We start from the raw sequence: 21,169 nt of genomic DNA on the forward strand, positions 1-21,169 counted from the left end.
GGTGCGGGTATGCGGGTTCGGGGTCGACGGTCGGTACGCCGTGCGGCGCTCGTGGCGGTGATCGCCGCGACGGTGATCGCGACGGCGGGAGGTGCCGCTGCCGCACCGGCTTTCGCGAGCACGCTGCCGGAGATATACGGCACCACGGTCGCCGGTGGGGTGACGGCGTCGAACGTGTCGAATCACCTTCGGGCACTGCAGGACATCGCCGACCGCAACGGCGGCAGCCGAGCCCTGGGCACCGCCGGGTACCTCCGAAGCCTCGACTACGTCGAGGCCCGGCTGCGTGAAGCCGGCTACGCCCCGACGCGGCAGGAATTCACCGCGACGATGTTCGAGGAGAAGAGCCATCAGCTCAGGGCGGGTGGCGCGCAGATCGATTCGCAGGTTCTCGGCTATTCCGGGTCGAGTGCGTCACTCACCGCGCCCGTGAGCGCGGTGCCGACCACCGACACCACTCCCGGCTGCCAGCCGGGTGATTTCTCGGCGACCGCCCGCGGCGCGATCGTCGTGGTCGACCGTGGTGTGTGCCCATTCGGTGACAAGGTGGCCAACGCGAAGATCGCCGGGGCGCGCGCCGTGGTGATCGTGAACACCGAGAACGGCCCGCTCCAAGGCACTTTGGGTGAAGATGCCCGCGATCCGCTACCGGCGGTGGCGGTGTCACGCGACCTGGGGTCGCAGGTGCGGCAGGCAGGGTCGCTGACCCTGGCGGTCGATGCCCACACCGCACGCGTGAAGTCGTGGAATCTCCTCGCCGAGACCCACACTGGCCTGCCGAACTCGGTGGTCATGCTCGGCGCGCACCTCGACAGCGTCCCCGAGGGTCCCGGCATCAACGACAACGGCTCCGGCTCCGCGGCCGTGCTGCAGACCGCGCTGGCGATGACCGCACTCGCGCCGGTGAAGAACAAGGTGCGCTTCGCTTTCTGGGGTGCCGAGGAGCAGGGGTTGATCGGCTCCACCCATTACGTGGAGACGCTGCCCGCCACCGGCCGTGCCTCGATCCGGCAGTACCTCAACTTCGACATGCTCGGCTCCCACAACGGTGGCTACTTCGTCTCCGACGGCGACGGGTCATCGCACCTGCCGGACTCCTATGCCGGGCCGCGAGGGTCCGGGGAGATCGAGCGGGTCTTCACCGACTTCCTCACCCGCAGAGGAGTCGGCCCCGAGCCCTCCGGATTCGACGGCCGCTCCGACTACGACGCGTTCGCGCAGGCGGGCATCGCCACCGGCGGCCTCGACTCCGGTGCCGACAAGGTCAAGACCCCGGAGCAGGCGACGCGCTGGGGCGGGACCGCGGGTGAGATCTTCGATCAGAACTACCACACCGCGCGCGACACCTTCGCCAACGTCAACCAGAAGGTGCTCGGCACCATGGCCCCGGCCGTCGCGTACGCCGCGGGGTACTTCGCGATGCTCTGACCCGGGTCGCCGCGATCGGCTACCCTGACCGCGTGAGACGAATTGCAGAATCCATCTCAGACGCCGCTGTCGCGGGCGGTGGCGACGTGGGCGCCGACGCCCTGCCGACCGCCTACCGCTGGCCGTTGGGTGACTCCGCGCATCGTCGCCTGGCCGAGCGGGTCAAGCGATGGACCGGCGTTGACCTGCTGCCCGACGAGCGCATCGCGCAGCGCTACGGCGAGTTGCTGTGTGCGGGTGACCCGGTGGCCGAGCGGTTCGTCGCCGACACCTACCGCGGCGAGCTCGGCCCGCAACGCAGTCGCGAGTTGCTCGACCGCGCGCTCGACGAGGGAATCGACGCCGTCGACGATGCACCGGAGTCCATGCGCGCGTTGTTCGCCGACTTCGACGCGATGCCCGACTGGGCCGATCCCGCCCAGATCGAAGCCGGCGCCGCGGTGTGGCGTCGGTGGGCGTACGCATTGGGCGGCGTGGGCAACGCCGGAACGATGGACACCTACACCGAGGGGTCTTTGGCGGTGCCGCTGTCGTTGGCCGGTGGTTATGCCGGTGAGCGCGCACTCAATCGCTATCTGGAGACCAGCCGCTGGTGGATCGAGGCCTCGCGGCCGGGAGCCATTGTGCGCCAAGGAAGTCTGGCCCGCGCGATCACCATGCGCGTTCGGGTGATGCACGTGTCGGTGCGCGCCGGAGTCCGGCGCCACGACGAGTGGGACGACCAGAAGTGGGGGCTGCCGATCAGCCAGAGCGAGATGATGCTGACCCTGCTCGGCGGTAGCGTGGGGCCCGCGATGGGGCTCTACGGATTGGGCTACCTCACCTCGAAGGCCGAACTCGAGGCATCGTTGGTCTTCAATCGCTACCTCGGCTATCTGCTCGGGGTGCGCGTCGACGACATCTATCCGCGGACCATCTCCGACGGTCTACGCCTGCTGTATCTGTTCGACGCCACCCGATCGCACGATTCCGGTTCTGCCGGAGCCGAACTCGTCGAATCGTTCGTGCCCGGCTTTGCGCCGCGACCCGATATGACCCGACGCGATCGATGGCGCGCCTGGTATCACCTGCAGGCACAGTCGGGATATGCGCGACTGTTCATGCTGCCGCAGAATCGCCGGCGATTCGATCTCCCGGCCGGCTGGATCGGCGTCGCGCTCCTGCTCGCGCAGGTGCCCCCACGACTCGTCGGTGAGGTGGCCCGACGACTCGTACCCGGAGTGGACGAGCGTCTGCAGCAATGGTCGGTGGCTCATTGGGAGCGTTGGCACACGTGGCAATCCGATCGTCCGGCGGAGTTCGCCGCGCCCTCGGAATTGCGGCGTTGACGGGGAGTGGTTCTGTCACCGCGTCGAATAGCGCAACAGCGCAAAGCCATTGGTGAACGACGTCGCTTCCAGTAGGCGTAGCTGCGGAGCGGACCCGTGCTCGGGAAACAGCCTGCGGCCGCGGCCCTGCACCGCGGGGTAGACGTACAGACGGAACTCGTCGACGAGGCCGGCCGTGATGAGCGCGTGGGTGAGCATGATGCTGCCGGTGACGACGATGTCGAGGCCGTCGCGTTGTTTCAGTGCCGCAACGGATTCGGTCACGGACGTGCCGGGCACGATGGTCGAGTTCTGCCACTCGGGTTCGGTGAGGGTGGACGACACCACATACTTGTCGACCGCGTTCAGGTAGTCGGTGATGCCCGTCGGATCATCGTGCTGGTGCGGCCAGTAGCCACGAAAGTCCTCGAATGTCCGGCGTCCGACCAGGAGTGCGTCGGATTCGGCGTCCTGACGGTGACTCTCGGCCATCAGGTCCGGGGTCTGGTCCGTCGGGTCGAACCACGACGTCAGCATCTCGATCGATCCGTCCAGGGTGACGTTCTGGGTGACGACGAGCTTGCGCATGACTTCTCCTCTGCCGGTGGTTGTGGCACAGAGACAGACCGCCCGGCGCGCGTGAACTCATCGCGAGGGCACCCGCTCACGCCCCCAACAGCGCCTCCCGATGTGCATCGACGACCTCACGGATCGCCTCGACCATCGCGGCCACCGCGGGCCGGCGATAGGCCTCGGTCCGGGTCACCAGCCAATAGGTCAACTGGGCGTTGACATCCGGGAGGACGCGTACCAGATCGTCGTGTCGGTCGGCCAGATAACAAGGGAGTAAACCGATCCCGGCGTGGGCTCTGGTCGCCTCGACGTGGACGAAGACGTTGGTCGAGGTGAGTCCCTCGGCCATCTGCGGGACCAGGGTGCGGGCGAGGTCGAGATCGTCGACCTGGAGCATCGAGTCGACGAAGTAGACGAGCGGATGCGAGGTCAGCTCCGTGGCGGTGTGTGGCATGGCGTGTTCGGCGGCGTAGCGCCGTGACGCGTACAGCCCGAGCCGGTAGTCGGCCAGCCGCATGGCCTCGGCGCGGTGGACCGTGCGGCTCGCCGACCACGATCTCGATGTCGAGGCCGGTGCGGGTGTGTGAGGCCAAGCGGGTGGCGGTGACGATCTCGACCCCGATACCTGGATGTCGGGTGCGCACCGCGACCGCGGCGGGCGCGGCGAGCAGGGCGGAGAAGCCGTCGGTGGCCGAGATCCGGACCACGTCGTTGATCGACACACCGTCTCGCGCATCGGTACCGAGGTCGCGAACGGCAGCCTCGATCTGTTCGGCCGCGGCGAATGCGCGCCTGCCGAGATCGGTGAGCTCCCAACCGCCGGGTCCGCGCGCCAACGCGCGGCCGCCCAAGGCCTTTTCCAGGCTCTCGATTCGCCGCGCGACCGTCGTGTGGTTGAGGCCCAACGAGTCGGCTGCGGTGGTGAAGCGGCCGGTCCGCCCCACTGCCAGTAGCACCAGCAGGTCGTCGGAGCTGGGGCTGGTGGACGGCATATCTGCATATTTGCAGATTCGATGCGACGAAGAGGTCATTGAAAGCGCATTGCTGGGCATTGATACTCGGACGAGATGTGAGTGGCATCACACCCGGTGCCCAGAAGAGGAGTGATCATGGCCAACCGTGAGAGCGCAGACGGGCCGAATCCCGACGCTGCGCAGACCTATCGACCCTCGGGGCTGCGACGCGTGGTGGCGGCATCGATGGCCGGCACCGTCGTCGAGTGGTATGAATTCTTTCTCTACGGCACCGCCGCGACCCTGGTCTTCAGCAAGGTGTTCTTCCCCGCGGGCGGCAACGAACTCGACGCCATCATCGCCGCGTTCGTGACCTACGCCGTCGGTTTCGCCGCCCGCCCGCTCGGCGGGGTGGTCTTCGGTCACTACGGCGACAAGTTCGGCCGCAAGAAATTACTGCAACTGAGCCTGGTGCTCGTCGGAGTCTCGACATTCCTGATGGGCTGTCTGCCGACCTTCGGTGCCATCGGCTATCTCGCACCTGTACTGCTGGTGGTGCTGCGCTTCGTTCAGGGATTCGCCGTCGGCGGTGAGTGGGGTGGCGCGGTGTTGCTGGTGGCCGAGCACAGTCCCGACCGCAGCCGCGGCTTCTGGGCGTCGTGGCCGCAGGCCGGTGTCCCCGTCGGGAACCTGTTGGCCACGATGGTGCTGCTGATCATGACCTCGACGTTGAGCGACGCGGCCTTCCTCGGCTGGGGGTGGCGGGTGGCATTCTGGCTGTCGGCGATCATCGTGTTCGTTGGCTACTACGTGCGCACCAAGGTCACCGACGCCCCCATTTTCGTTCGCGCACAAGAGGAGATCGAGTACGCCAAGGCCACCTCGTTCAGCGTGCTCGAGGTGATTCGGCTCTACCCGCGCGGCGTGCTGACCGCGATGGGGCTGCGTTTCGCCGAGAACATCATGTACTACCTCGTCGTGACCTTCTCGATCACGTATCTGAAGGTCGTCGTGCACGCCGACACCGAACTCATCCTGTGGTGGATGCTCGTCGCCAACGCCGTGCACTTCGCGGTGATCCCATTGGTGGGGCGGCTCTCCGACCGCGTCGGCCGCCGACCCGTCTACGCCCTCGGCGCGTTCGCCACCGCCTTCTGGGGATTCTTCGCCTTTCCGATGATGGACACCGGTCATCACCTGGTGATCATGTCGGCGATCATCATCGGCCTGGTCTTCCATGCCTTCATGTACGCCGGTCAGCCGGCGATCATGGCCGAGATGTTCCCCACCCGGATGCGGTATTCCGGTGTGTCCCTCGGCTATCAGGTCACCTCGATCGTCGCCGGATCGTTGGCGCCGATCATCGCCGCCGAACTGCTGAGCAGCTTCCATTCCTCGGTACCCATCGCAATCTACCTGGCCGGCGCCTCGGTGGTCACCTTGATCGCCGTCGCCTTCGCCCGTGAAACCCGCGGTGCATCACTGGAATCCATCGACGCCGCCGACGCCCGGGACAATCTCGATGCGCCGCGGGCGCGGACGGAGGTCACCGCATGAGCGCCGCCGGAGTCGATCTGAGTGGCCGTCGCGCGCTGATCACCGGTGCCGCCAACGGAATCGGCGCCGCCTGCGCCCGTGGTCTCGCCGCCGCGGGGGCACAGGTGACGATCGCCGACGTGGACGGGATCGCCGCCAAGCAGGTCGCCGCCGACCTCGACGGCGAGGTCTGGACGGTCGATCTGACCGACACCACCGAACTCGACGATCTCACCCTCGACGTCGACATCCTCGTCAACAACGCCGGTATCCAATCGGTCGCGCCAATCGAGGAGATGGCGCCGGACACCTTCCGCCGGATGCACCGGCTGATGGTGGAGGCGCCGTTCCTACTGATGCGTGCGGTGTTACCGGCCATGTACCGCAACGGTTTCGGGCGGATCGTCAACATCTCGTCGGTCCACGGGCTGCGGGCGTCGGCGTACAAGTCGGCCTACGTCTCGGCCAAGCATGCGCTCGAAGGACTGTCGAAGGTCGCCGCACTCGAGGGCGCCGCACATGGTGTCACCAGCAACTGCGTCAATCCCGGCTACGTGCACACCGATCTCGTCGACCGACAGATCGCCGATCAGGCACGCGTGCACCACATGTCGGAGACCGAGGTGGTCGAGAACGTGCTGCTCGCCGAGAGCGCCATCAAGACCATGACCACCCCGGACATGGTGGCCTCCCTGGTGGTCTGGCTGGCCTCGGACAACGCGGCGATGGTCACCGGTGCGTCCTACCCGATGGACGGCGGGTGGAGCGCGAGCTGAGAAGGATTGCCCCGCAGACGATCCACAAAGCAACTGCGCGGTGTGCTCCTGGGGGCACACCGCGCAGTCGCTGGTGAATGACGTCGGTTACGTCACGGGGGTGCTCACCGCACCGTCGGGCGATCGACGCCGAGGCCGATGTCGACGGTGGTGCGCTCGCCGGTGACGACGCGCGCCTGCACCGCGGTCGGCTCATACATGTTGGCGACCAACGTGAACTGGGCGTCGGTGAGTCCCTCGATCCGGTAACGGCCGTCGGAGTCGGTGGTCACCGACGCGACGATCGTCTGATCCGGCCCGATCGCCGACACGGTTGCCCCGATCAACGGGGTGCCGTCGACGGTCCGGACCGTGCCCTGGACGCCGCCGGTGGCCGACAACACGATCTGCGCCTCTGCGGCAGAACCGGTTTCGACGGTGATCAGCTGGCTTGACGGCGCATAGCCGGGCGCCGAGGCCGTCACCGCGACGGTGTCCCCGGCCGACAGACCGGTGACGGTGAACCGGCCGTCCGAGTCGGCCTGCGCGTTGGCGATGACCGCACCCGACTGGTCGGTGACAACCAGATTCGCGGGCAGCGGACGATGCGCGTCGCGGACCCAACCCCGCAGTGACGCACCGCCACCGAGGGCGAAGTCACGGCGGAAGACGAGATCGCCGACCACCGAGACCGCCAGCGCCCGCGGGGAGAGCCCGGGAGCGGTTGCGATCACCGTGTAGGTGCCGTCGGCCAGATCGGTGACCGCGTACGACCCGTCCGGGTGAACCGCGGCGGCGCCGACCTGATGGCCACGCAGATCGGTGACGGTGATCGCCGCATCGGTGACCGGCGATCCGTCACCCGAGGTGATCAGACCCGCGATTCGCGGTCGCACCGGCTGCGTCCCGGCCTCGCCGGCCGAGGTCAGCAGATGCCGCGGAGCAGTGGTCGTGCGCGTCGACTCCTCCTCGGTGACCAGTTCGGACGGTGTGCCGAAGCCGACGTCGCCGGCCACGGCGGCCAACTCCGCGCCCAGGGTCTCCGGGGTCGCCGGCTTCTTCTTCGAGCCGGTGAACAGCGAGGCGATGGCGCCGAGGACGCAGCAGATCAGTGCGAAGGTGAATGCCGCGGTGAGGCCGTCGGAGAACGGATCGCTGATCAGGTGCGGGAAGAACTGCAGTCCCGTGAGGTGATCGACGCTGGACTGGGGGAGCCCTTGGAGTGCTTGGCCGGCGACTTCACGGATCGGGTTGTAGCCGAGGAATGCGGCGAACAGGATGCCGACGGTCGGGATGTGGGCGATCCCGTCGGCGGCGGGTGCGGGCATGCCGTTGGCCGTCAGACCCGAGTACATGGCGTCGGGCAGGTGGGTGGAGAGCCCGGCGATCATCAGCGAGAAGAACAGGCCGATGGACAGGACCATCGCGGCGTTCTGGAAGGTGGTCATCATGCCCGCGCCGGAACCACGCGAGGTGACCGGAAGCGAGTTCATGACCTCGGCGCGGTTGGGTGAGGCGAACAGGCCCATCCCGATGCCGTTGATCAGGAGCACCAGAGCGAACACCCAGTAGGTGAAGTTCACCGGCATCGCGATCAGCGCACCGAAGGTACCCGCGGTGATCAACATGCCCATGGTGGTGAACCACTTGGTGCCGAGCTTGTCCGACAACGCCCCGGAAACCGGTGCACTGATCAGGAAGCCGATGGTCATCGGGATCATGTAGATACCGGCCCACAGCGGGGTGCGGGAGTAGTCGTAGCCGTGCTGCGGCAACCAGATGCCCTGCAGCCAGATGATGAGGATGAACTGCAGGCCGCCTCGGCCGATGGAGCCGGCGAGGTTGGCGAGGTTACCGAAGGTGAACGACCGGTTCTTGAACAGGCTCAGTTCGAACAGTGGGCTGTCGACCTTGGTTTCGATGAACACGAAGGCGGCCAACACGATGACGCCGCCGATCAACCCGGTCAACACCCAGGGGTTGGTCCAGCCCATGGCGTGGGTTCCGTAGGGCTGGATGCCGTAGGTGATGGCGATCAGGATCGCGATCAGGCCGATGGCGAAGGTGATGTTGCCCCACCAGTCCATCTTGGCGTGCTTGCGCTCACCGAGATCGTGCAGCTTCAGATACGCCCAGATGGTGCCGATGACACCGAAGGGCACCGAGACGAGGAAGATGTAGTGCCACTGGATCGGGGCGAGGATGCCGCCGATGAGCAGGCCGAGGAAGGAACCGGCGATGGCGGCCACACCGTTGATGCCCATGGCCAGACCGCGCTGGTTGGCGGGGAAGGCGTCGGTGAGGATGGCCGACGAGTTGGCCATCAGGAAGGCGCCACCGACGCCCTGCACGATGCGCCAGAAGATCAGCCAGATCGCTGCCTCACTGCCGTCGAACCAGGTGATGGCCAGGAAGATCGACGAGATGGTGAAGATGGCGAAGCCCATGTTGTACATGCGCGCTCGGCCGAACATGTCGCCGAGGCGGCCGAAGCTGACCACGAGGACGGCGGTGACGACGAGGAAGCCCATCATCATCCACAGCAGGTAGCTGGTGTTGCTGCTGTCGAGGGGGTTGACGTTGATGCCCTTGAAGATGTCGGGCAGTGCGATGAGCACGATCGAGGAGTTGATGGTGGCGATGAGCATGCCCAACGTGGTGTTGGACAACGCAATCCACTTGTAGTGAGGACCGAGCTCCTCCAGCGAGCGCTGCCGGGACCGGCGTGGCGGTCCGGCAGCGGCGCCGGTCTCGGCGACTGCGGTATTCGACATGTCCTGCCTTTCAGATCAATATGTCAATTCTGTGCGGTCGGCGCTGACCGTGTCCGCGAACAACTGGGGTGACGGAGTCATCCGTCGGTCCGGACTGCCTCCACCTCGAGGGAAATCCGTGCGGTGCCACCGATCTGGGCCACACCGCTGATGAGTGTGTCGTCGAAGCTGATGCCGAAGTCGTTGCGGTGCAACGTCCCCGTCGCGCCGAAGGCCGCGCGACGGCCACCCCAGGGATCGTCGACCTCGCCCTGATAGCTCAGTTCCAGCTCGACCGGAACCGCATGTCCGCGCAGCGTCAGCGTGCCGGCCAGGGTCCAGGTGTCGTCACCACGCGGCCGGACGCCGGAGGCGGCGAAGGTCGCGACCGGGAAGCTCTCGACGTCGAAGAACGCATCCGAACGCAGGTGCTCGTCACGCGTCCGGTTGTCGGTGTCGATGCTGGCGGTCTTGATCTCGGCGAACACCGAGGACTGCTCGACCGATCCGGGGACCTCGATGTGCCCGGTGAAATCGGTGAAACGTCCACGGATGGTGGAGATCCCGAAGTGGCGCACGCTGATCTCGAGCAACGAGTGTCCCGGGTCGATCTCCCAGTGTCCGGAGCTCGGGGTCGGTGCGTCGCCTGCGCGCACCGCGGTGATCTCGCCGAGACTGACCGTCCCGGCGCCGGCCACCACGGCCACCCGCGCGGTCGGCTGGTAGCCCTCGGCGGCGATGACCACGGTGTAGGTCCCGGTGCCGAGGTCGTCGGCGACCGCGGTGCCGTTGTCGTCGGAGCGGGTGACGGCCTGCTGCGCGCCGGCGTCGGACATGATCGTCATGATGGCGTCGCGAACCGGCCGTCCGGCGGTACTGACGACGCGTGCGGTGATGGTGGCGTTCATGCCTGGCCCCTTGCGCCCAAGACGAATTCGTGGTTGGCGACGCGACCCGCCGCGACGTCGATGGTGGCCGCCACGGGTGCGTAGCCGTTGGCGACGACGGTGTAGTCACCCGGGGTGAGGTTGGCGAACAGGTAGCGGCCGACCTCGTCGGTGAGGGTGCTCGCGGCCATCTCCCCGGCATCGTTGAGCAATGCCACCTGGCTGTGCCCCACGGGGGTCCTGGCGCCGGTGGTGCCGTCGGTGATCACGCCGGTGAGTTCGGCTGCGGTGCGCAGCACGGTGGTGATCTCGCCGTCGGCGAGGTGCACGGTCTCGGCGACCGGATCGCAGCCCGCGGCGGTGACGATGACGGTGAGGGTGTCGTCGCCGAGCCCGCCGATCTGCCAGTGGCCGGCACCGTCGGTGACCGTGGTCGCCACGACCTGCCCGGTACGGTCGGCGATGGCGACGGTCGCACGGGCAACCGGCTCGCCGGTGGCCGAGGTGGTCACGGCGCCCGCGAGGGTCCCCATCGACGCGAGGATGACCTCGGTGTCGACCGGGGCGGTCCCCACGGTGACGGTGACCGCGGCCGGCTCGTGGCCGGCGGCCGATACGGCGAGCACATAGTGGCCGGCACCGGCGACCTGCACACCGAAGGTGCCGTCGGCACCGGCGATGGTACGGGCGGCCTGGCTGCCGCCGGGGTCGATGACGGTGACGGTGGCATCGGCGATCGGGCCGCCGTCCGGGCGGTGGACCACGCCCTGGATCAGACCGACAACCGAGTCGCCGCGACCCGAACTGTTGAGGCCTGAACCTCCGTGACCGTTGATGGCGGGTTCCATCAGGCTCCTTCCTCTGCAGTGTGTGGGGCTGTGGACGGGTGGTCGAGCTCGCAGACGGTGTCGGCGAGCAGTCGCATCGAGCGGGTGACCGCGAGGCGGTCGGCGGGTTCGAGGCGGTCGAGTGCCTCCTCGAACAGGTCCGACTTCCGGGAGGTGGCACCACGCATGTACTGGTAGCCGGTGGCGGTGGGGGTCAGTAGGCTCACGCGGCCGTCGTGCGGATCGGTGGTGCGGGTGACCATGCCGGATTGCTCGAGGCACGCGACGACCCGCGACATCGTCGGGCCGGCCACCGACTCCCGCGTGGCGAGTTCGGTGGCGCGGATCGGGGCGTTTTGCGCGATCGTCCACAACGCCGACAGCTGACCCGGCGACAACGGCCCGGCGTCGGACCGGGCGCGGATGGCACGTCCGATCCGGATGAGGTCGCGATGGATCGCGGCCGCGTCGCTGAGGGTCGCGACGGACGCTGCGCCGGACATCTCGTCCATGACTCACCACCGAACGGATTGATAGTTGACCTTGGGTAACTAATTACTTAGTTACTCTAAGCGAAGTACCCGTCAGATCGCTCGTCGGATCGGTGTGAAGTGGGTTACAAGTTTGCTGAAAGATTCTGCAGATCAGGAAGATTCGGACATTACGTACATCGGTGATGTCGGGTCTGCCCGATGGGGCGATCTTCGCTGACGTCCGAACGTGGTTCAGTGGGCGACGGCGTACGTTCGGAGCTGGGCGGCGCCCGGCCCGGTGAGAGCCCCGTCGGCGACCGGTCGTCCCGACACCGCGAGCAGGAGATCGATCGCCCGACCACGCACCGTGGGGCCCTCGCCGTAGAGCATCTCGGCGTCGGTGACCACGAGGTGCATCCCGTCCACCCGCTCGCGCCCGCCTCCCCAGGCGACCCGGGTGCGCGTCTGGTGGACCAGCGCGGTCATGACGTGCTCGACGGGGAGGTCGGCGTCGATACCGAGAGGTCGGCGGATGTCCTCACCATGGACGAACACCTCGACGAGCCGCGTCGCCGGTGCCGCCGGCGGGGTGCGGCGCAGCTGTGCCGACCGTGCCAGACGGGCAAGGGTCTCCCGTGGGTCCGTAGCCTTCGCCGAGACGATCCCGCGGTCGTTGTCGGCGTCGAAATCGAAGCGCGAGCGCATCATCCGCCACACGAAGGCGGTCCGGGTGGTGCGGGCGCCGTCGGTCAGATGGGCCAGCACGTCGTGGACATCCCAGCCCGGGCACAGCGAGGGTGTGGTCCAGGCGTCCTCATCGACGTTCTCGAGTGCATCGACGAGCCGTCGGCGTTCGGCGTGCACGACCGGCCATACCTCGCGCCGAGAACCCATCGGTCACCCTCCACTGCTGTTGATCTGCCGGCGGTCTGATTTCCTGCTCCGAAGATGCTGACTCGCCGGGCGCCCAGAAGTCATCGCGGTGCAAGCCGCCGACCGAATGACCGGAGGGCCGCTCCGATCGGTGATCACGCGATCTCCTGGGCTAGCGTGTTCGCCATGATCGGGATCGACGACTCGCGCCACGGGGCTCGCGCGGGTGGGCCCGTCTCGGGTCCCTGGTGGTCACGCACGTGGTTCCTGAATACGTTGTCGGCGCTGACCTTTCTCGGGCTGATCGCCTTTCACGTGTGGTGGTGGCAGGGTCACGGACGGCCCCTGTTGTGGGTTCTCCTGCTGGGCACCCCGATTCTGGCCTTCGTGCCGTCCGGGGTGATCATCAAGTGTGCGCGCCGGCGGTGGGTTCGGGAGTGGGCGTCCGCCAATGGTTTTCACCATCTTCCCGAGTCCGGGTGGCCGTTACCGCCGTGGGACTTCACACCGTTCTCTGTCGGGCGGGCCCGACGCAAGCGGGTGCGCGACGCGATGACCGGTCGCATCGGCGAGTATCCGGCGACGTACTTTCACTACACCTGGCTCAACAACAACCGGGTGAATCTGACGACGCACTACCGCAACGTGTTCACCCTCGGGTTGCCTGCGGCGCTGCCGCGACTGACGATGGGCGTCACCATCGACACCACCACCGGAGAACGCGTGCTGTTCGAATCGGCGGACTTCAACGAGAGATTCAGCGTCCACTCGACGAATCCGGCCTTCGCGCACGCCGTGTTCACGCCACGTACCATCGAGCGCCTCACCGCACTGGGCCGCACGAGCGGCGCGGTGATCGGGACGAAGTTCGAGATCGTTGGCGACAGCCTGGTCGGCGTGACGACCCTGGGCAATCGGCCACATCAGATATCGGAGGTGTTCGCCGCGATGGCGCTGATCGCCGACGGGATCCCGCGATTCATCTGGACCGACTTCGGTGCGTCATCCAGTGCGGGTGAGAGGAGCGTGTCGTGAGTACCTGGATCGTGGTGTTCGTCGTGGTCGTGCTCGCAGGTGTCGGAGTGTGGTACCTGTCGGCGTTCAACGCTTTCGTCCGACTGCGCAACCTCGTCGCCGAATCGTGGAAGCAGGTTGACGTCGAGTTGCAGCGCCGCCATGACCTCGTACCCAATCTCGTTGCAGCCGTGCGTCAGGCGGCATCATTCGAGCAGGGTGTGCTCGAGTCGGTCACGCGTGCCCGCACCGACGCACAACGGTTGACGGCGCGCGACGACGCCGACGTCGCCGCGGTCGCCGCGGCCGAGGAGTCGTTGAGCACCTCGCTGACCCGGATGCAGGCGCTGGCCGAGCAGTACCCGCAGGTGCAGGCGGTGCGTGGATACGACGCGCTGCGGCGTGAACTCGCCGACACCGAGGACCGGATCGCCGCCGCACGTCGGCTCTACAACGCCAACGTGCGCGCACTGAACACCAGGATCGAATCGATGCCGTCGGCGTGGGTGGCCGCCGCCCATCATGTGGGCCGCGCAGAGTATTTCGAGCCGACGTCGCCCGCGGTTCGTGACGTGCCCGACGTCGGCGACCTGCTGCGCCGGAACCGTCCCGAGGCCTGAGCGGCGGTGTCGTCGGCACGTACTCGTGCGGTTCACGTGCAGGTAGGCCGCTGATGGCGCGGTGTTCACACGCGCACGGCTCACTGGGCTCATGCGCATCGTGCAACTCGCGAACTTCTACGGAGAGCGATCCGGTGGACTACGGACCGCCGTCGATCGGTGGGGTGCGGGTTACGTCGGCGCCGGACACCAGGTGGTGCTGATCGTGCCCGGCGCACGATATGCCGAAGAGGTGCTGCCATCCGGCGTCGCGAAGGTGTCGGTACCCGCACCGCGGGTGCCGTTCGCCGGCGGCTACCGGCTGGCCCCACCACGACGTGTGGCCGATATTCTTGCGACGCTGCGACCGGACGCCATCGAGGTGTCGGATCGACTCACGTTGCGCGGCTTCGGAAATTGGGCCCGACGCCGTGACATCCACTCGACGATGGTGTCGCACGAGCGACTCGACCGACTCCTCGGCCTGATGCTGCCGGCCGCCGTGGCGCGAGTGCTCGCCGACCGCGCCAACCGTGCCACCGCAGACACCTACGACTCGGTGGTGTGCACCACCGCATTTGCCGCCACCGAGTTCGAGAAGATCGGTGCGCACAACCTCGTTCGCGTACCGCTCGGCGTCGACCTCGACCTGTTCGATCCGCGTCGGCTCGATCCCGAACTGCATCAACGGTGGACCGAACCGAATACCGCGTTGCTGGTGCACTGCGGTCGGCTGTCGGTGGAGAAGCGCGCCGATCGCAGCATCGCCGCGGTAGCCCGACTGGACCGCGCCGGGGTTCCCGCACATCTCGTCGTCGCCGGGGACGGGCCGATGCGAACAGCGTTGCAGCACAGCGCACGTGGTCGCGGATTACCGGTGACCTTTCTCGGTCACGTCCCCGATCGCGGGCAGGTGGCGGCGTTGTTGGCCAGCACCGACGTCTCGTTGGCGCCCGGTCCGCACGAAACCTTCTGCCTGGCCGCCCTCGAATCGCTCGCATCGGGGACGCCCGTCGTCGCCTCCCGCTCGTCCGCGGTCAACGAACTCGTCGATGACACCTGCGGTGCTGTCGCCGAGAACTCCGGTGCCGCTTTCGCTTCCGCGATCGAGCGGGTGCTGACGGTGCCGCGTGCGCAGCGTGAACGTGCCGCTCGGCAGCGGGCCGCCGCGTTCGCGTGGCCCGAGTCGGTGCGGCGGATGCTCGCGGTGCATCTCGGCGCACCCGACCCCGTGCTCAGGACTCGGCCGTATCACCCTGCATGACAGCCGGATCCATCCACGCGATCTGCCACGAGTGGCCGTCGGGGTCGTCGAAACTGCGGCCGTACATGAAGCCGTGATCCTCGGTGTCACCTGGCTTGGCGCCGGCCGCGATCGCCCGGTCGACCAAGGCATCAACAGCCTCGCGGGACTCGCCGTCGAGGCAGATGATGCACTCCTTGGTGGTCGTCGCATCAGCGGTGTTCGCGGCATGGAAGGAACCGAAGAAGTCGCGTGTGAGGAGCATCGCCACGAAGCTCTCGCCGAGGACCACGGTGATCGCGTTCTCGTCGGAGAACTTCTCGTTGATGGTGTAGCCGAGGTCGGTGAAGAACTTCCGCGAGCGGGCGAGATCGTCCACGGGCAGGTTCAGGAACATCATGTTGTGCATCGGAGGGCTCCTGCGGTTGTGCGGTGTCCTGTTCCGGACAGGGTCACACAGGTAGACCCGACGCGGTGACGGAACTCATCGCGACCCGTCTCCGCGCCGCATGACGGGTTAGCCTGGGGTGTGGTCTACCTCTCACTCCTCCTCGCCGCGGTCGCGGTGGGTGCGTGGGTGCTGTCGTATCGACGGTCGGCGCAGGTCCGGCGCGACCCCGACCTGTTCGTCGCGCTGGCAGACCTCGACGACGACGCCGCAGTGTCGGGCAGGGAGGTGCGTGCGGCCGCGGTCATCGAGGAGAAGCATCATCTCGAAGCACGCGCCGCCTGGCCGTCGGGTGCGGTGGCCGCGTTGGGCGTGGGGGCCGCCGTCCTCATCGTCCAGGACCCGTCCAACACCGTCGACGGTGGCCGATTATGGTGGCTGACAAGCGAATTGCTGACGCTGGCGGCGTGCTCGGCGATCTGGACGGTGTGGTGTGTCCACCGTGCCTCCCGGCTGGCGGTAGGGCAGCGGCAGTTGCATCGAGGGCCTCAGGGCTGAGCGGCTGGGTCGCCTTGGCGTCGACCGTGCGCTCATTTCCGTCGACCGTGCGCTGTTTTTCATCGATCGGGCGCTGTTTCGCATCGATCGGGTAGAGGGTTCACCTCGACCGCACCGCACGTTCGGCGACGGCCACCACCAGTCGCCGCGGCGCGAACCGACTGGAGCCCGCGCTGAGCCTGTTGAACGCCCCGTCGACGACGCTGGGCTTGCCCGCGTCGAGTGCCGAGAGCGCGGTGTCGACGACCTGCCGGGTGCTGCGTCGCGAGCCGACCGCCGCATCGTCGGAGCCTGCGACGTCGAAGAACGCGGTGTCGGTGGCGCCCGGGCAGAGTGCGAGCACGCGGACGCCGTCGCGCTTGGCCTCCCACCACAGAGCCTCGCTGAGCGAGAGGACGTAGGCTTTGGTCGCCGCGTAGACGGCCATGTGCGGCACGGGCTGGAAGGCGGCGGTGCTCGCGACGTTGATGATCGAGCCGGTCTTGCGGGCTGTCATGCGCTGCAGGTAGATGGTGGTGAGGTCGGTGAGCGCGGCCACGTTGAGGGCGACCTCGTCGCGGATCCGTTCGGCGTCGGCGTCGGCCAGATCGCCGTGGGTACCGAAACCGGCGTTGTTGATCAGGAAGTCGACGTCGACGCCGAGCGCGTCGACCTCGGCGACTAGCGATGCCGCGGCGCCGGGTACGGACAGATCCGACCCGATCACGTCGGCCCGGATCCCGTGCTTGCCACGCAGTTCCTCGGCGAGGGCGGTGAGCTTGTCGACGCTGCGCGCCACCAAAATGACGTTGGCGCCCTTGGCCGCAAGCGTCCTGGCGAACTCTTCGCCGATGCCGCCGCTGGCGCCGGTGATGAGTGTGGTGATGTTGCGATACTCCATGGTGATCACGTCCTGTCGGGTTTGATGTCGAGGCCGGAGGCGGCCAGCATCATGAGAATGTCGGTGTAGCGAGCCAGATCTCGATCCCGGCTGTCGGCGGCCCCCGCGTCGACCAAGGTCTTGATGCCGTCGAACGCGCCCACGAGTACGGCGGCAAGGGCGTCGGGATCGATGTCGGTGCGCATCTGTTCTGTGTCTTGGCCCTCGCGAATGATGTTGGCGACGAGCGCGATCCACGCGTCCACGGGTTTGACGAAGTCGGTGTCCTCGCCGGCGAGCTCGCGAACCAGACGGATCACGCTCCATGCGCCCGGGTTGTTCTGGAGGTGACTCAGCATGGCCGGGACCACCTCCATGAGTTGGAGCACCGGCGTCGGCTGAGCGAGTACTCGCGTCTGCACGGCCTCGATCCACAACTTTTCCTGATGGTCGACGACCGCTCGCGCAAGCTCGGCCTTCGACCGGAAGTAGAAGTAGAAGGCCCCCTTGGTGAGTCCCGATGCTGCGATGAGGTCGGCGAACTTGGTTGAGCTGTAACCGTTCTCGGCGAAGCGCTGGGCAGCGACCGTCAGCAGGTGGGCGCGGGTGGCGGCACCTTTGGCGGTCGATGGTTCGGCTGGACTCACGGGTCGAGAATAAACCAACCGGTAGGTTTTAACAAACCGGCAGGTATGTTTTGTGCGCTATCGGGGTGGCGGTAGCGCATGAATCTCGCGTGCCGGAGCCGAGGATGTACTCGGCTGGGCGTGTTGCTTCGGCGAAAGCGATACTCGAATCGAGCTGGCTCAGTCGAAGTAGTGCGGCTGACCGAGATCCTCGAGGAGACCTGGTTCGGTCGGCTCCCAGCTCAGCAACGCGCGAGTCGCCGACGACGAGGTCGGGTTGTCGACCCCGACGAACCCGGCGAGGTAACCGAACATCTGCGGAGCGTCGTCGGGTCCCACCGACTTCACCGGGAGGTCGAGCCCGCGTCCGATCGCAGCCGCGATGTCACGGAACGGCACCCCGTCGTCGGCGACCGCGTGCAGGCGCGTTCCCGCCGGGGCCGATTCCACCGCGAGCCGATAGAGGCGCGCGGCGTCGCGGGTGTGCACCGCAGGCCATCGGTTGGCGCCGTCGCCGAGGTAGCCGGCCGCACCATTTTGGCGGGCGAAACCGATCAGTCCGGGGACGAAACCGTGGCGGTCGAGATCGCTGTGCACGGTCGGTGGCAGCCGGACGATCGATGACCGAACTCCCTTGTCCGCCAAGCCGATGATCAGGTTCTCGGTGTCGATCCGAGGGCCGCCGTCGAAGGCGTCCGACTCGAGCCCGGGCCGTCCGGTGATCCCCATCAACGCGAGCATTGCGGTGCCGGAGGTTCCGACCAGCGCCTTGCCCGTTCCGGTCAGTTCGTCGGCGATCGCGTTCACCGCGGCCAGGTCGGCGTCGGCGGCTCCGGCCATGTCGCCAACCTGCATCAGGTCATGCCGGAACGCAAGGTGGACGACACCGTCGGCGGCTACCGCGGCCTCGCGGAGAACGTCTAGACCGCTGAGGTCACCGCGCACCACCTGAGCACCTCGTGCGGCGACCACCTCGGCTGCCTCGTCTGAGCGCGCCAGCCCGGCGACCTGGTGTCCAGCGGAAACAAGTTCTGGGATGAGTGCCGCCGCGACGTGGCCGGAAGCGCCGGTGATGAATACCCGCATGGAAGACTCCTGTGGTGTGTGATGTCACGTTCTGACATCACACACCTTACCTGTGATGTCAGAAACTGTCATCACCTATCATCGTCACATGGGACGATGGCCGGACGGTTCACGGGAGCGGCTGATGCTCGCTGCCCTGGATCTGTTCGTCGAGCGCGGGTTCGACAAAACCTCGGTGGCCGATATCGCCGAGCGTGCCGAGGTCACCGAGCGCACCTTCTACCGCCACTTCGGCGACAAGCGAGAGGTGCTCTTCGACGGCGGCGCCGGGCTGCGGGACGCCGCGATGTCGGCGCTCGACTCAGTCGCACCGGATGTGGGCCCGCTCGAAGCGGTGGGCGATGCCCTCGAAGCCGCGGTGGCAGCGTTCTTCACCATGGAACGCCAGCCGTTCTCACGACGCCGACAAACGGTGATCGACGCGAATCCCGAACTGCAGGAACGGGAATTGTTCAAGATGGCCACCCTCACCGCGGCTCTGACCGCCGGGCTGTGCGATCGCGGCGTCGACGAGACAACGGCCCGACTCGCCGCCGAAATGGGCATCACCGCGTTCAACTCGGCGTTCGCGCAATGGATCGACGAGGACGATGGGCGGGCGATGGATGTTCTCATCCGTGCCGCGCTCGACGACGTCCGCACCGTCGCCCGACGCTTGAGTTCCTGAACACCGGCGTTCCGCGGGACGTCAAGTCGGAGTCCGTGCCACCGGAGCCTCGTGCCGACGAAACCCCCGGCCTGAAAGTCTCTGACCAGGGGTTTGCTGGAGCCGATGACGGGAATCGAACCCGCGTATTCAGCTTGGGAAGCTGATGTTCTGCCATTGAACTACATCGGCGTGCGGACCCGCGGACCCGCGACGGCAATGCTAGCAAAGGATCTGTCGAGCGCGTCACAGCAGGTCGCGACATGCGGCGCGTTCAGGTCAGCGTCGCGACCCCGTCGCCGGTGAGATCGGCCATGGCGATGCCACGGCCCGTCATGACCAGCATCAACGACTCGGCGGGACCCCGGACCTCGGGCCCGTCGCCGAACGTCCAGTCGAGATCCGTCGCCACCCAGCGGACCGGGGCAAGACCGTCGGTGAAGCCGCGCGACGCCTTGGGGGTGACGAGGAAGTCCAGGACGGTCCGGCGGCGCGCGGGATCGGTGGTCGATGGCAGACCGAGTGGTCGGCGGATGTCGGCACCGTGAATCACGATGTCACTCAAGGGTGCAAGCGGCCCGTTGCCGGGCGGGGTGAACCGCTTGTCGGCCTTGTCGCGCAGCACTGCGGCCAGGTCGTCGTAACGCTGCGCGACCTTGGCCGTCACCGCGACGTTGGCCTTGTCGAAATCGCCGAACGAACGGATCATCGCGAGGACGATCGTCGGCGTCGATACCACCAGCGGCATCACCAGATGCGCCACGACGTCCCGACAGGTCCAGCCCGCGCACAACGACGGTGTGGCCCACTGTTCGTCGGTGAGGCCGCTCAGTTGGTCGGCCAGACGCCGACGCTCGTCGGCGATCTCGGCGAAGAGCTGCTCGTCGTCCATGGGTGTGACGGTACGTCTTCCCGGCGTCGTAGATGTAGTAGAACGTCACTCCCTGGGCGAACCTTCTGCTACGTCTGCGCACGCTGGTCCGATAGCCTCGCAGTGTGCTGCTCTCCGACCGCGACATCCATGCCGCCATCGACAGCGGGCGCCTCGCGCTGGACCCGTTCGACGCGGCTCTCGTCCAGCCGTCGAGCATCGACGTGCGCCTCGACGGACTGTTCCGGGTGTTCAACAACACCCGCTACACCCACATCGACCCCGCGCAGCGCCAGGACGAGCTGACGACGCTGGTCGAGCCGGCTCCGGGGGAGCCGTTCGTGCTGCATCCGGGCGAGTTCGTGCTTGGCTCGACGCTGGAGGTGTGCACCCTGCCTGACGACCTCGCCGGCCGACTCGAGGGCAAGTCGTCACTGGGACGTCTCGGGCTGCTGACGCACTCGACTGCGGGGTTTATCGACCCGGGCTTCTCCGGTCACATCACCCTCGAGCTGTCGAACGTCGCGAACCTGCCGATCACGCTGTGGCCGGGAATGAAGATCGGGCAGCTCTGTCTGCTGCGGCTGACCAGTGCCGCGCTGAACCCGTACGGAAGTGCCGCGGTCGGCTCGAAGTACCAGGGGCAGCGGGGGCCCACGCCGTCGAAGGCGTATCTGAACTTCGTGCGCGACGCGGACTGAAGGGTCGTGGGCGGGTTCCGGCTTCGGTGACGGTGGTCTCGAGGTTCGTCGCTATCGCTCCTCTCGCCTCGACCATCGGGGGAGGCGTCGGCTTTCGGGTGGAGGGCGGGTTCCGGCGTCGGTGACGGTGGTTGCGAGGTTTGTCGCTGGCGCTCCTCTCGCCTCGACCATCGGGGAAAGGCGTCGACCATCGGGGGTGGTGTCGGCGATCGG

21 protein-coding genes, 1 tRNA gene and 1 pseudogene are annotated in these 21,169 nt (G+C 67.2%); 10 read left to right on the top strand and 13 right to left on the bottom strand.

What is annotated here, in order from left to right; genetic code table 11:
* The first annotated feature begins 9 nt into the window (after nt 1-9).
* Together QNM97_RS25650 and QNM97_RS25655 are read left to right on the top strand one after the other, a co-directional pair.
* A complete protein-coding gene (locus tag QNM97_RS25650) occupies nt 10-1,428 on the top strand; it encodes a M28 family peptidase (RefSeq protein WP_283820894.1) in 1,419 nt (472 codons plus the stop codon).
* A gap of 86 nt (nt 1,429-1,514) precedes the next feature.
* The gene (locus QNM97_RS25655) at nt 1,515-2,756 is read left to right on the top strand and encodes an oxygenase MpaB family protein (RefSeq protein WP_283823330.1); all 1,242 of its coding nucleotides are present in this window, start codon (nt 1,515-1,517) and stop codon (nt 2,754-2,756) included.
* Between the two features lie 15 nt (nt 2,757-2,771).
* On the opposite strand, the gene QNM97_RS25660 is transcribed toward QNM97_RS25655, so the two are convergent.
* Nucleotides 2,772-3,323: a dihydrofolate reductase family protein gene (locus QNM97_RS25660; protein ID WP_283820895.1), complete on the bottom strand. Its 552-nt coding sequence runs from the start codon at nt 3,321-3,323 to the stop codon at nt 2,772-2,774.
* 76 nt (nt 3,324-3,399) lie between these two features.
* Nucleotides 3,400-4,300, bottom strand: a pseudogene (locus QNM97_RS25665) (LysR family transcriptional regulator).
* Between the two features lie 117 nt (nt 4,301-4,417).
* Between QNM97_RS25665 and QNM97_RS25670 the strand changes: the two are divergent.
* The gene (locus QNM97_RS25670) at nt 4,418-5,818 is read left to right on the top strand and encodes an MFS transporter (protein ID WP_283820896.1); all 1,401 of its coding nucleotides are present in this window, start codon (nt 4,418-4,420) and stop codon (nt 5,816-5,818) included.
* Nucleotides 5,815-6,573 (top strand): 3-hydroxybutyrate dehydrogenase, encoded by a 759-nt coding sequence (locus tag QNM97_RS25675; RefSeq protein ID WP_283820897.1) that lies wholly within the window; start codon nt 5,815-5,817, stop codon nt 6,571-6,573. The genes QNM97_RS25670 and QNM97_RS25675 overlap by 4 nt, the downstream gene beginning before the upstream one ends.
* A gap of 104 nt (nt 6,574-6,677) precedes the next feature.
* Here QNM97_RS25675 and QNM97_RS25680 read toward each other — a convergent pair whose 3' ends face one another.
* From QNM97_RS25680 to QNM97_RS25700, 5 genes are all read right to left on the bottom strand, one after another.
* Nucleotides 6,678-9,326, bottom strand: coding sequence for an MFS transporter (locus QNM97_RS25680; RefSeq protein ID WP_502874962.1), 2,649 nt, complete (start codon nt 9,324-9,326; stop codon nt 6,678-6,680).
* Between the two features lie 77 nt (nt 9,327-9,403).
* On the bottom strand, nt 9,404-10,213 hold the full coding sequence (locus tag QNM97_RS25685) for a YceI family protein (protein ID WP_283820898.1): 810 nt from the start codon (nt 10,211-10,213) through the stop codon (nt 9,404-9,406).
* A complete protein-coding gene (locus QNM97_RS25690; protein ID WP_283820899.1) occupies nt 10,210-11,040 on the bottom strand; it encodes an MSCRAMM family protein in 831 nt (276 codons plus the stop codon). Before QNM97_RS25690 ends, QNM97_RS25685 begins: the two co-directional genes overlap by 4 nt.
* Nucleotides 11,040-11,531: a MarR family winged helix-turn-helix transcriptional regulator gene (locus QNM97_RS25695; protein WP_006370039.1), complete on the bottom strand. Its 492-nt coding sequence runs from the start codon at nt 11,529-11,531 to the stop codon at nt 11,040-11,042. Before QNM97_RS25695 ends, QNM97_RS25690 begins: the two co-directional genes overlap by 1 nt.
* Before the next feature lie 213 nt (nt 11,532-11,744).
* Nucleotides 11,745-12,386, bottom strand: coding sequence for a maleylpyruvate isomerase family mycothiol-dependent enzyme (locus QNM97_RS25700; RefSeq protein WP_283820900.1), 642 nt, complete (start codon nt 12,384-12,386; stop codon nt 11,745-11,747).
* 165 nt (nt 12,387-12,551) lie between these two features.
* Here QNM97_RS25700 and QNM97_RS25705 point away from each other — a divergent pair, with 165 nt between their 5' ends.
* The 3 genes from QNM97_RS25705 to QNM97_RS25715 all read left to right on the top strand — a co-directional run bounded on the left by QNM97_RS25705 (nt 12,552) and on the right by QNM97_RS25715 (nt 15,242).
* Nucleotides 12,552-13,400 (top strand): DUF3137 domain-containing protein, encoded by an 849-nt coding sequence (locus QNM97_RS25705; RefSeq protein WP_283820901.1) that lies wholly within the window; start codon nt 12,552-12,554, stop codon nt 13,398-13,400.
* Entirely contained in the window at nt 13,397-13,999 is a 603-nt protein-coding gene (locus QNM97_RS25710; protein WP_283820902.1) for a LemA family protein, read from the top strand. The genes QNM97_RS25705 and QNM97_RS25710 overlap by 4 nt, the downstream gene beginning before the upstream one ends.
* A 91-nt stretch (nt 14,000-14,090) precedes the next feature.
* Nucleotides 14,091-15,242, top strand: a complete 1,152-nt coding sequence (locus tag QNM97_RS25715; RefSeq protein WP_283820903.1) for a glycosyltransferase — start codon at nt 14,091-14,093, stop codon at nt 15,240-15,242.
* On the opposite strand, the gene QNM97_RS25720 is transcribed toward QNM97_RS25715, so the two are convergent.
* Complete coding sequence (locus tag QNM97_RS25720) at nt 15,214-15,630, bottom strand: VOC family protein (protein ID WP_283820904.1); 417 nt, start codon at nt 15,628-15,630, stop codon at nt 15,214-15,216. The genes QNM97_RS25715 and QNM97_RS25720 overlap by 29 nt on opposite strands.
* Nucleotides 15,631-15,750: 120 nt before the next feature.
* Here QNM97_RS25720 and QNM97_RS25725 point away from each other — a divergent pair, with 120 nt between their 5' ends.
* On the top strand, nt 15,751-16,167 hold the full coding sequence (locus tag QNM97_RS25725; protein ID WP_283820905.1) for a hypothetical protein: 417 nt from the start codon (nt 15,751-15,753) through the stop codon (nt 16,165-16,167).
* A gap of 100 nt (nt 16,168-16,267) precedes the next feature.
* Here QNM97_RS25725 and QNM97_RS25730 read toward each other — a convergent pair whose 3' ends face one another.
* The 3 genes from QNM97_RS25730 to QNM97_RS25740 form a co-directional block, all read right to left on the bottom strand.
* Complete coding sequence (locus QNM97_RS25730; RefSeq protein ID WP_283820906.1) at nt 16,268-17,047, bottom strand: SDR family NAD(P)-dependent oxidoreductase; 780 nt, start codon at nt 17,045-17,047, stop codon at nt 16,268-16,270.
* Between the two features lie 5 nt (nt 17,048-17,052).
* Nucleotides 17,053-17,673, bottom strand: coding sequence for a TetR family transcriptional regulator (locus tag QNM97_RS25735; RefSeq protein WP_283820907.1), 621 nt, complete (start codon nt 17,671-17,673; stop codon nt 17,053-17,055).
* Between the two features lie 159 nt (nt 17,674-17,832).
* Nucleotides 17,833-18,738, bottom strand: a complete 906-nt coding sequence (locus QNM97_RS25740) for an SDR family oxidoreductase (protein ID WP_283820908.1) — start codon at nt 18,736-18,738, stop codon at nt 17,833-17,835.
* Nucleotides 18,739-18,826: 88 nt separating this feature from the next.
* On the opposite strand from QNM97_RS25740, the gene QNM97_RS25745 reads away from it, so the two are divergent.
* Entirely contained in the window at nt 18,827-19,405 is a 579-nt protein-coding gene (locus QNM97_RS25745) for a TetR family transcriptional regulator (protein ID WP_283820909.1), read from the top strand.
* Nucleotides 19,406-19,502: 97 nt separating this feature from the next.
* On the opposite strand, the gene QNM97_RS25750 is transcribed toward QNM97_RS25745, so the two are convergent.
* Both QNM97_RS25750 and QNM97_RS25755 read right to left on the bottom strand, forming a co-directional pair.
* Nucleotides 19,503-19,576 (bottom strand) — tRNA-Gly (locus QNM97_RS25750).
* A gap of 82 nt (nt 19,577-19,658) precedes the next feature.
* A complete protein-coding gene (locus tag QNM97_RS25755; protein WP_283820910.1) occupies nt 19,659-20,276 on the bottom strand; it encodes a maleylpyruvate isomerase family mycothiol-dependent enzyme in 618 nt (205 codons plus the stop codon).
* A 104-nt stretch (nt 20,277-20,380) separates the two neighbouring features.
* Between QNM97_RS25755 and dcd the strand changes: the two genes are divergently transcribed.
* Complete coding sequence (gene dcd / locus QNM97_RS25760; protein ID WP_014361808.1) at nt 20,381-20,956, top strand: dCTP deaminase; 576 nt, start codon at nt 20,381-20,383, stop codon at nt 20,954-20,956.
* The last annotated feature ends 213 nt before the right edge of the window (nt 20,957-21,169 follow it).

The sequence above is a fragment of the Gordonia sp. L191 genome (assembly GCF_030077625.1).
GTDB classification, from domain to species: domain Bacteria; phylum Actinomycetota; class Actinomycetes; order Mycobacteriales; family Mycobacteriaceae; genus Gordonia; species Gordonia polyisoprenivorans_A.

Coding starts and splice junctions, on each gene's coding strand:
- QNM97_RS25675 (WP_283820897.1), top strand. CDS start 5,815: ATGAGCGCCGCCGGAGTCGATCTGAGTGGCCGTCGCGCGCTGATCACC.
- QNM97_RS25700 (WP_283820900.1), bottom strand. CDS start 12,386: ATGGGTTCTCGGCGCGAGGTATGGCCGGTCGTGCACGCCGAACGCCGA.
- QNM97_RS25695 (WP_006370039.1), bottom strand. CDS start 11,531: ATGGACGAGATGTCCGGCGCAGCGTCCGTCGCGACCCTCAGCGACGCG.
- QNM97_RS25660 (WP_283820895.1), bottom strand. CDS start 3,323: ATGCGCAAGCTCGTCGTCACCCAGAACGTCACCCTGGACGGATCGATC.
- QNM97_RS25690 (WP_283820899.1), bottom strand. CDS start 11,040: ATGGAACCCGCCATCAACGGTCACGGAGGTTCAGGCCTCAACAGTTCG.
- QNM97_RS25745 (WP_283820909.1), top strand. CDS start 18,827: ATGGGACGATGGCCGGACGGTTCACGGGAGCGGCTGATGCTCGCTGCC.
- QNM97_RS25650 (WP_283820894.1), top strand. CDS start 10: ATGCGGGTTCGGGGTCGACGGTCGGTACGCCGTGCGGCGCTCGTGGCG.
- QNM97_RS25740 (WP_283820908.1), bottom strand. CDS start 18,738: ATGCGGGTATTCATCACCGGCGCTTCCGGCCACGTCGCGGCGGCACTC.
- QNM97_RS25705 (WP_283820901.1), top strand. CDS start 12,552: ATGATCGGGATCGACGACTCGCGCCACGGGGCTCGCGCGGGTGGGCCC.
- QNM97_RS25670 (WP_283820896.1), top strand. CDS start 4,418: ATGGCCAACCGTGAGAGCGCAGACGGGCCGAATCCCGACGCTGCGCAG.
- QNM97_RS25720 (WP_283820904.1), bottom strand. CDS start 15,630: ATGCACAACATGATGTTCCTGAACCTGCCCGTGGACGATCTCGCCCGC.
- QNM97_RS25755 (WP_283820910.1), bottom strand. CDS start 20,276: ATGGACGACGAGCAGCTCTTCGCCGAGATCGCCGACGAGCGTCGGCGT.
- QNM97_RS25730 (WP_283820906.1), bottom strand. CDS start 17,047: ATGGAGTATCGCAACATCACCACACTCATCACCGGCGCCAGCGGCGGC.
- QNM97_RS25685 (WP_283820898.1), bottom strand. CDS start 10,213: ATGAACGCCACCATCACCGCACGCGTCGTCAGTACCGCCGGACGGCCG.
- QNM97_RS25715 (WP_283820903.1), top strand. CDS start 14,091: ATGCGCATCGTGCAACTCGCGAACTTCTACGGAGAGCGATCCGGTGGA.
- QNM97_RS25680 (WP_502874962.1), bottom strand. CDS start 9,326: ATGTCGAATACCGCAGTCGCCGAGACCGGCGCCGCTGCCGGACCGCCA.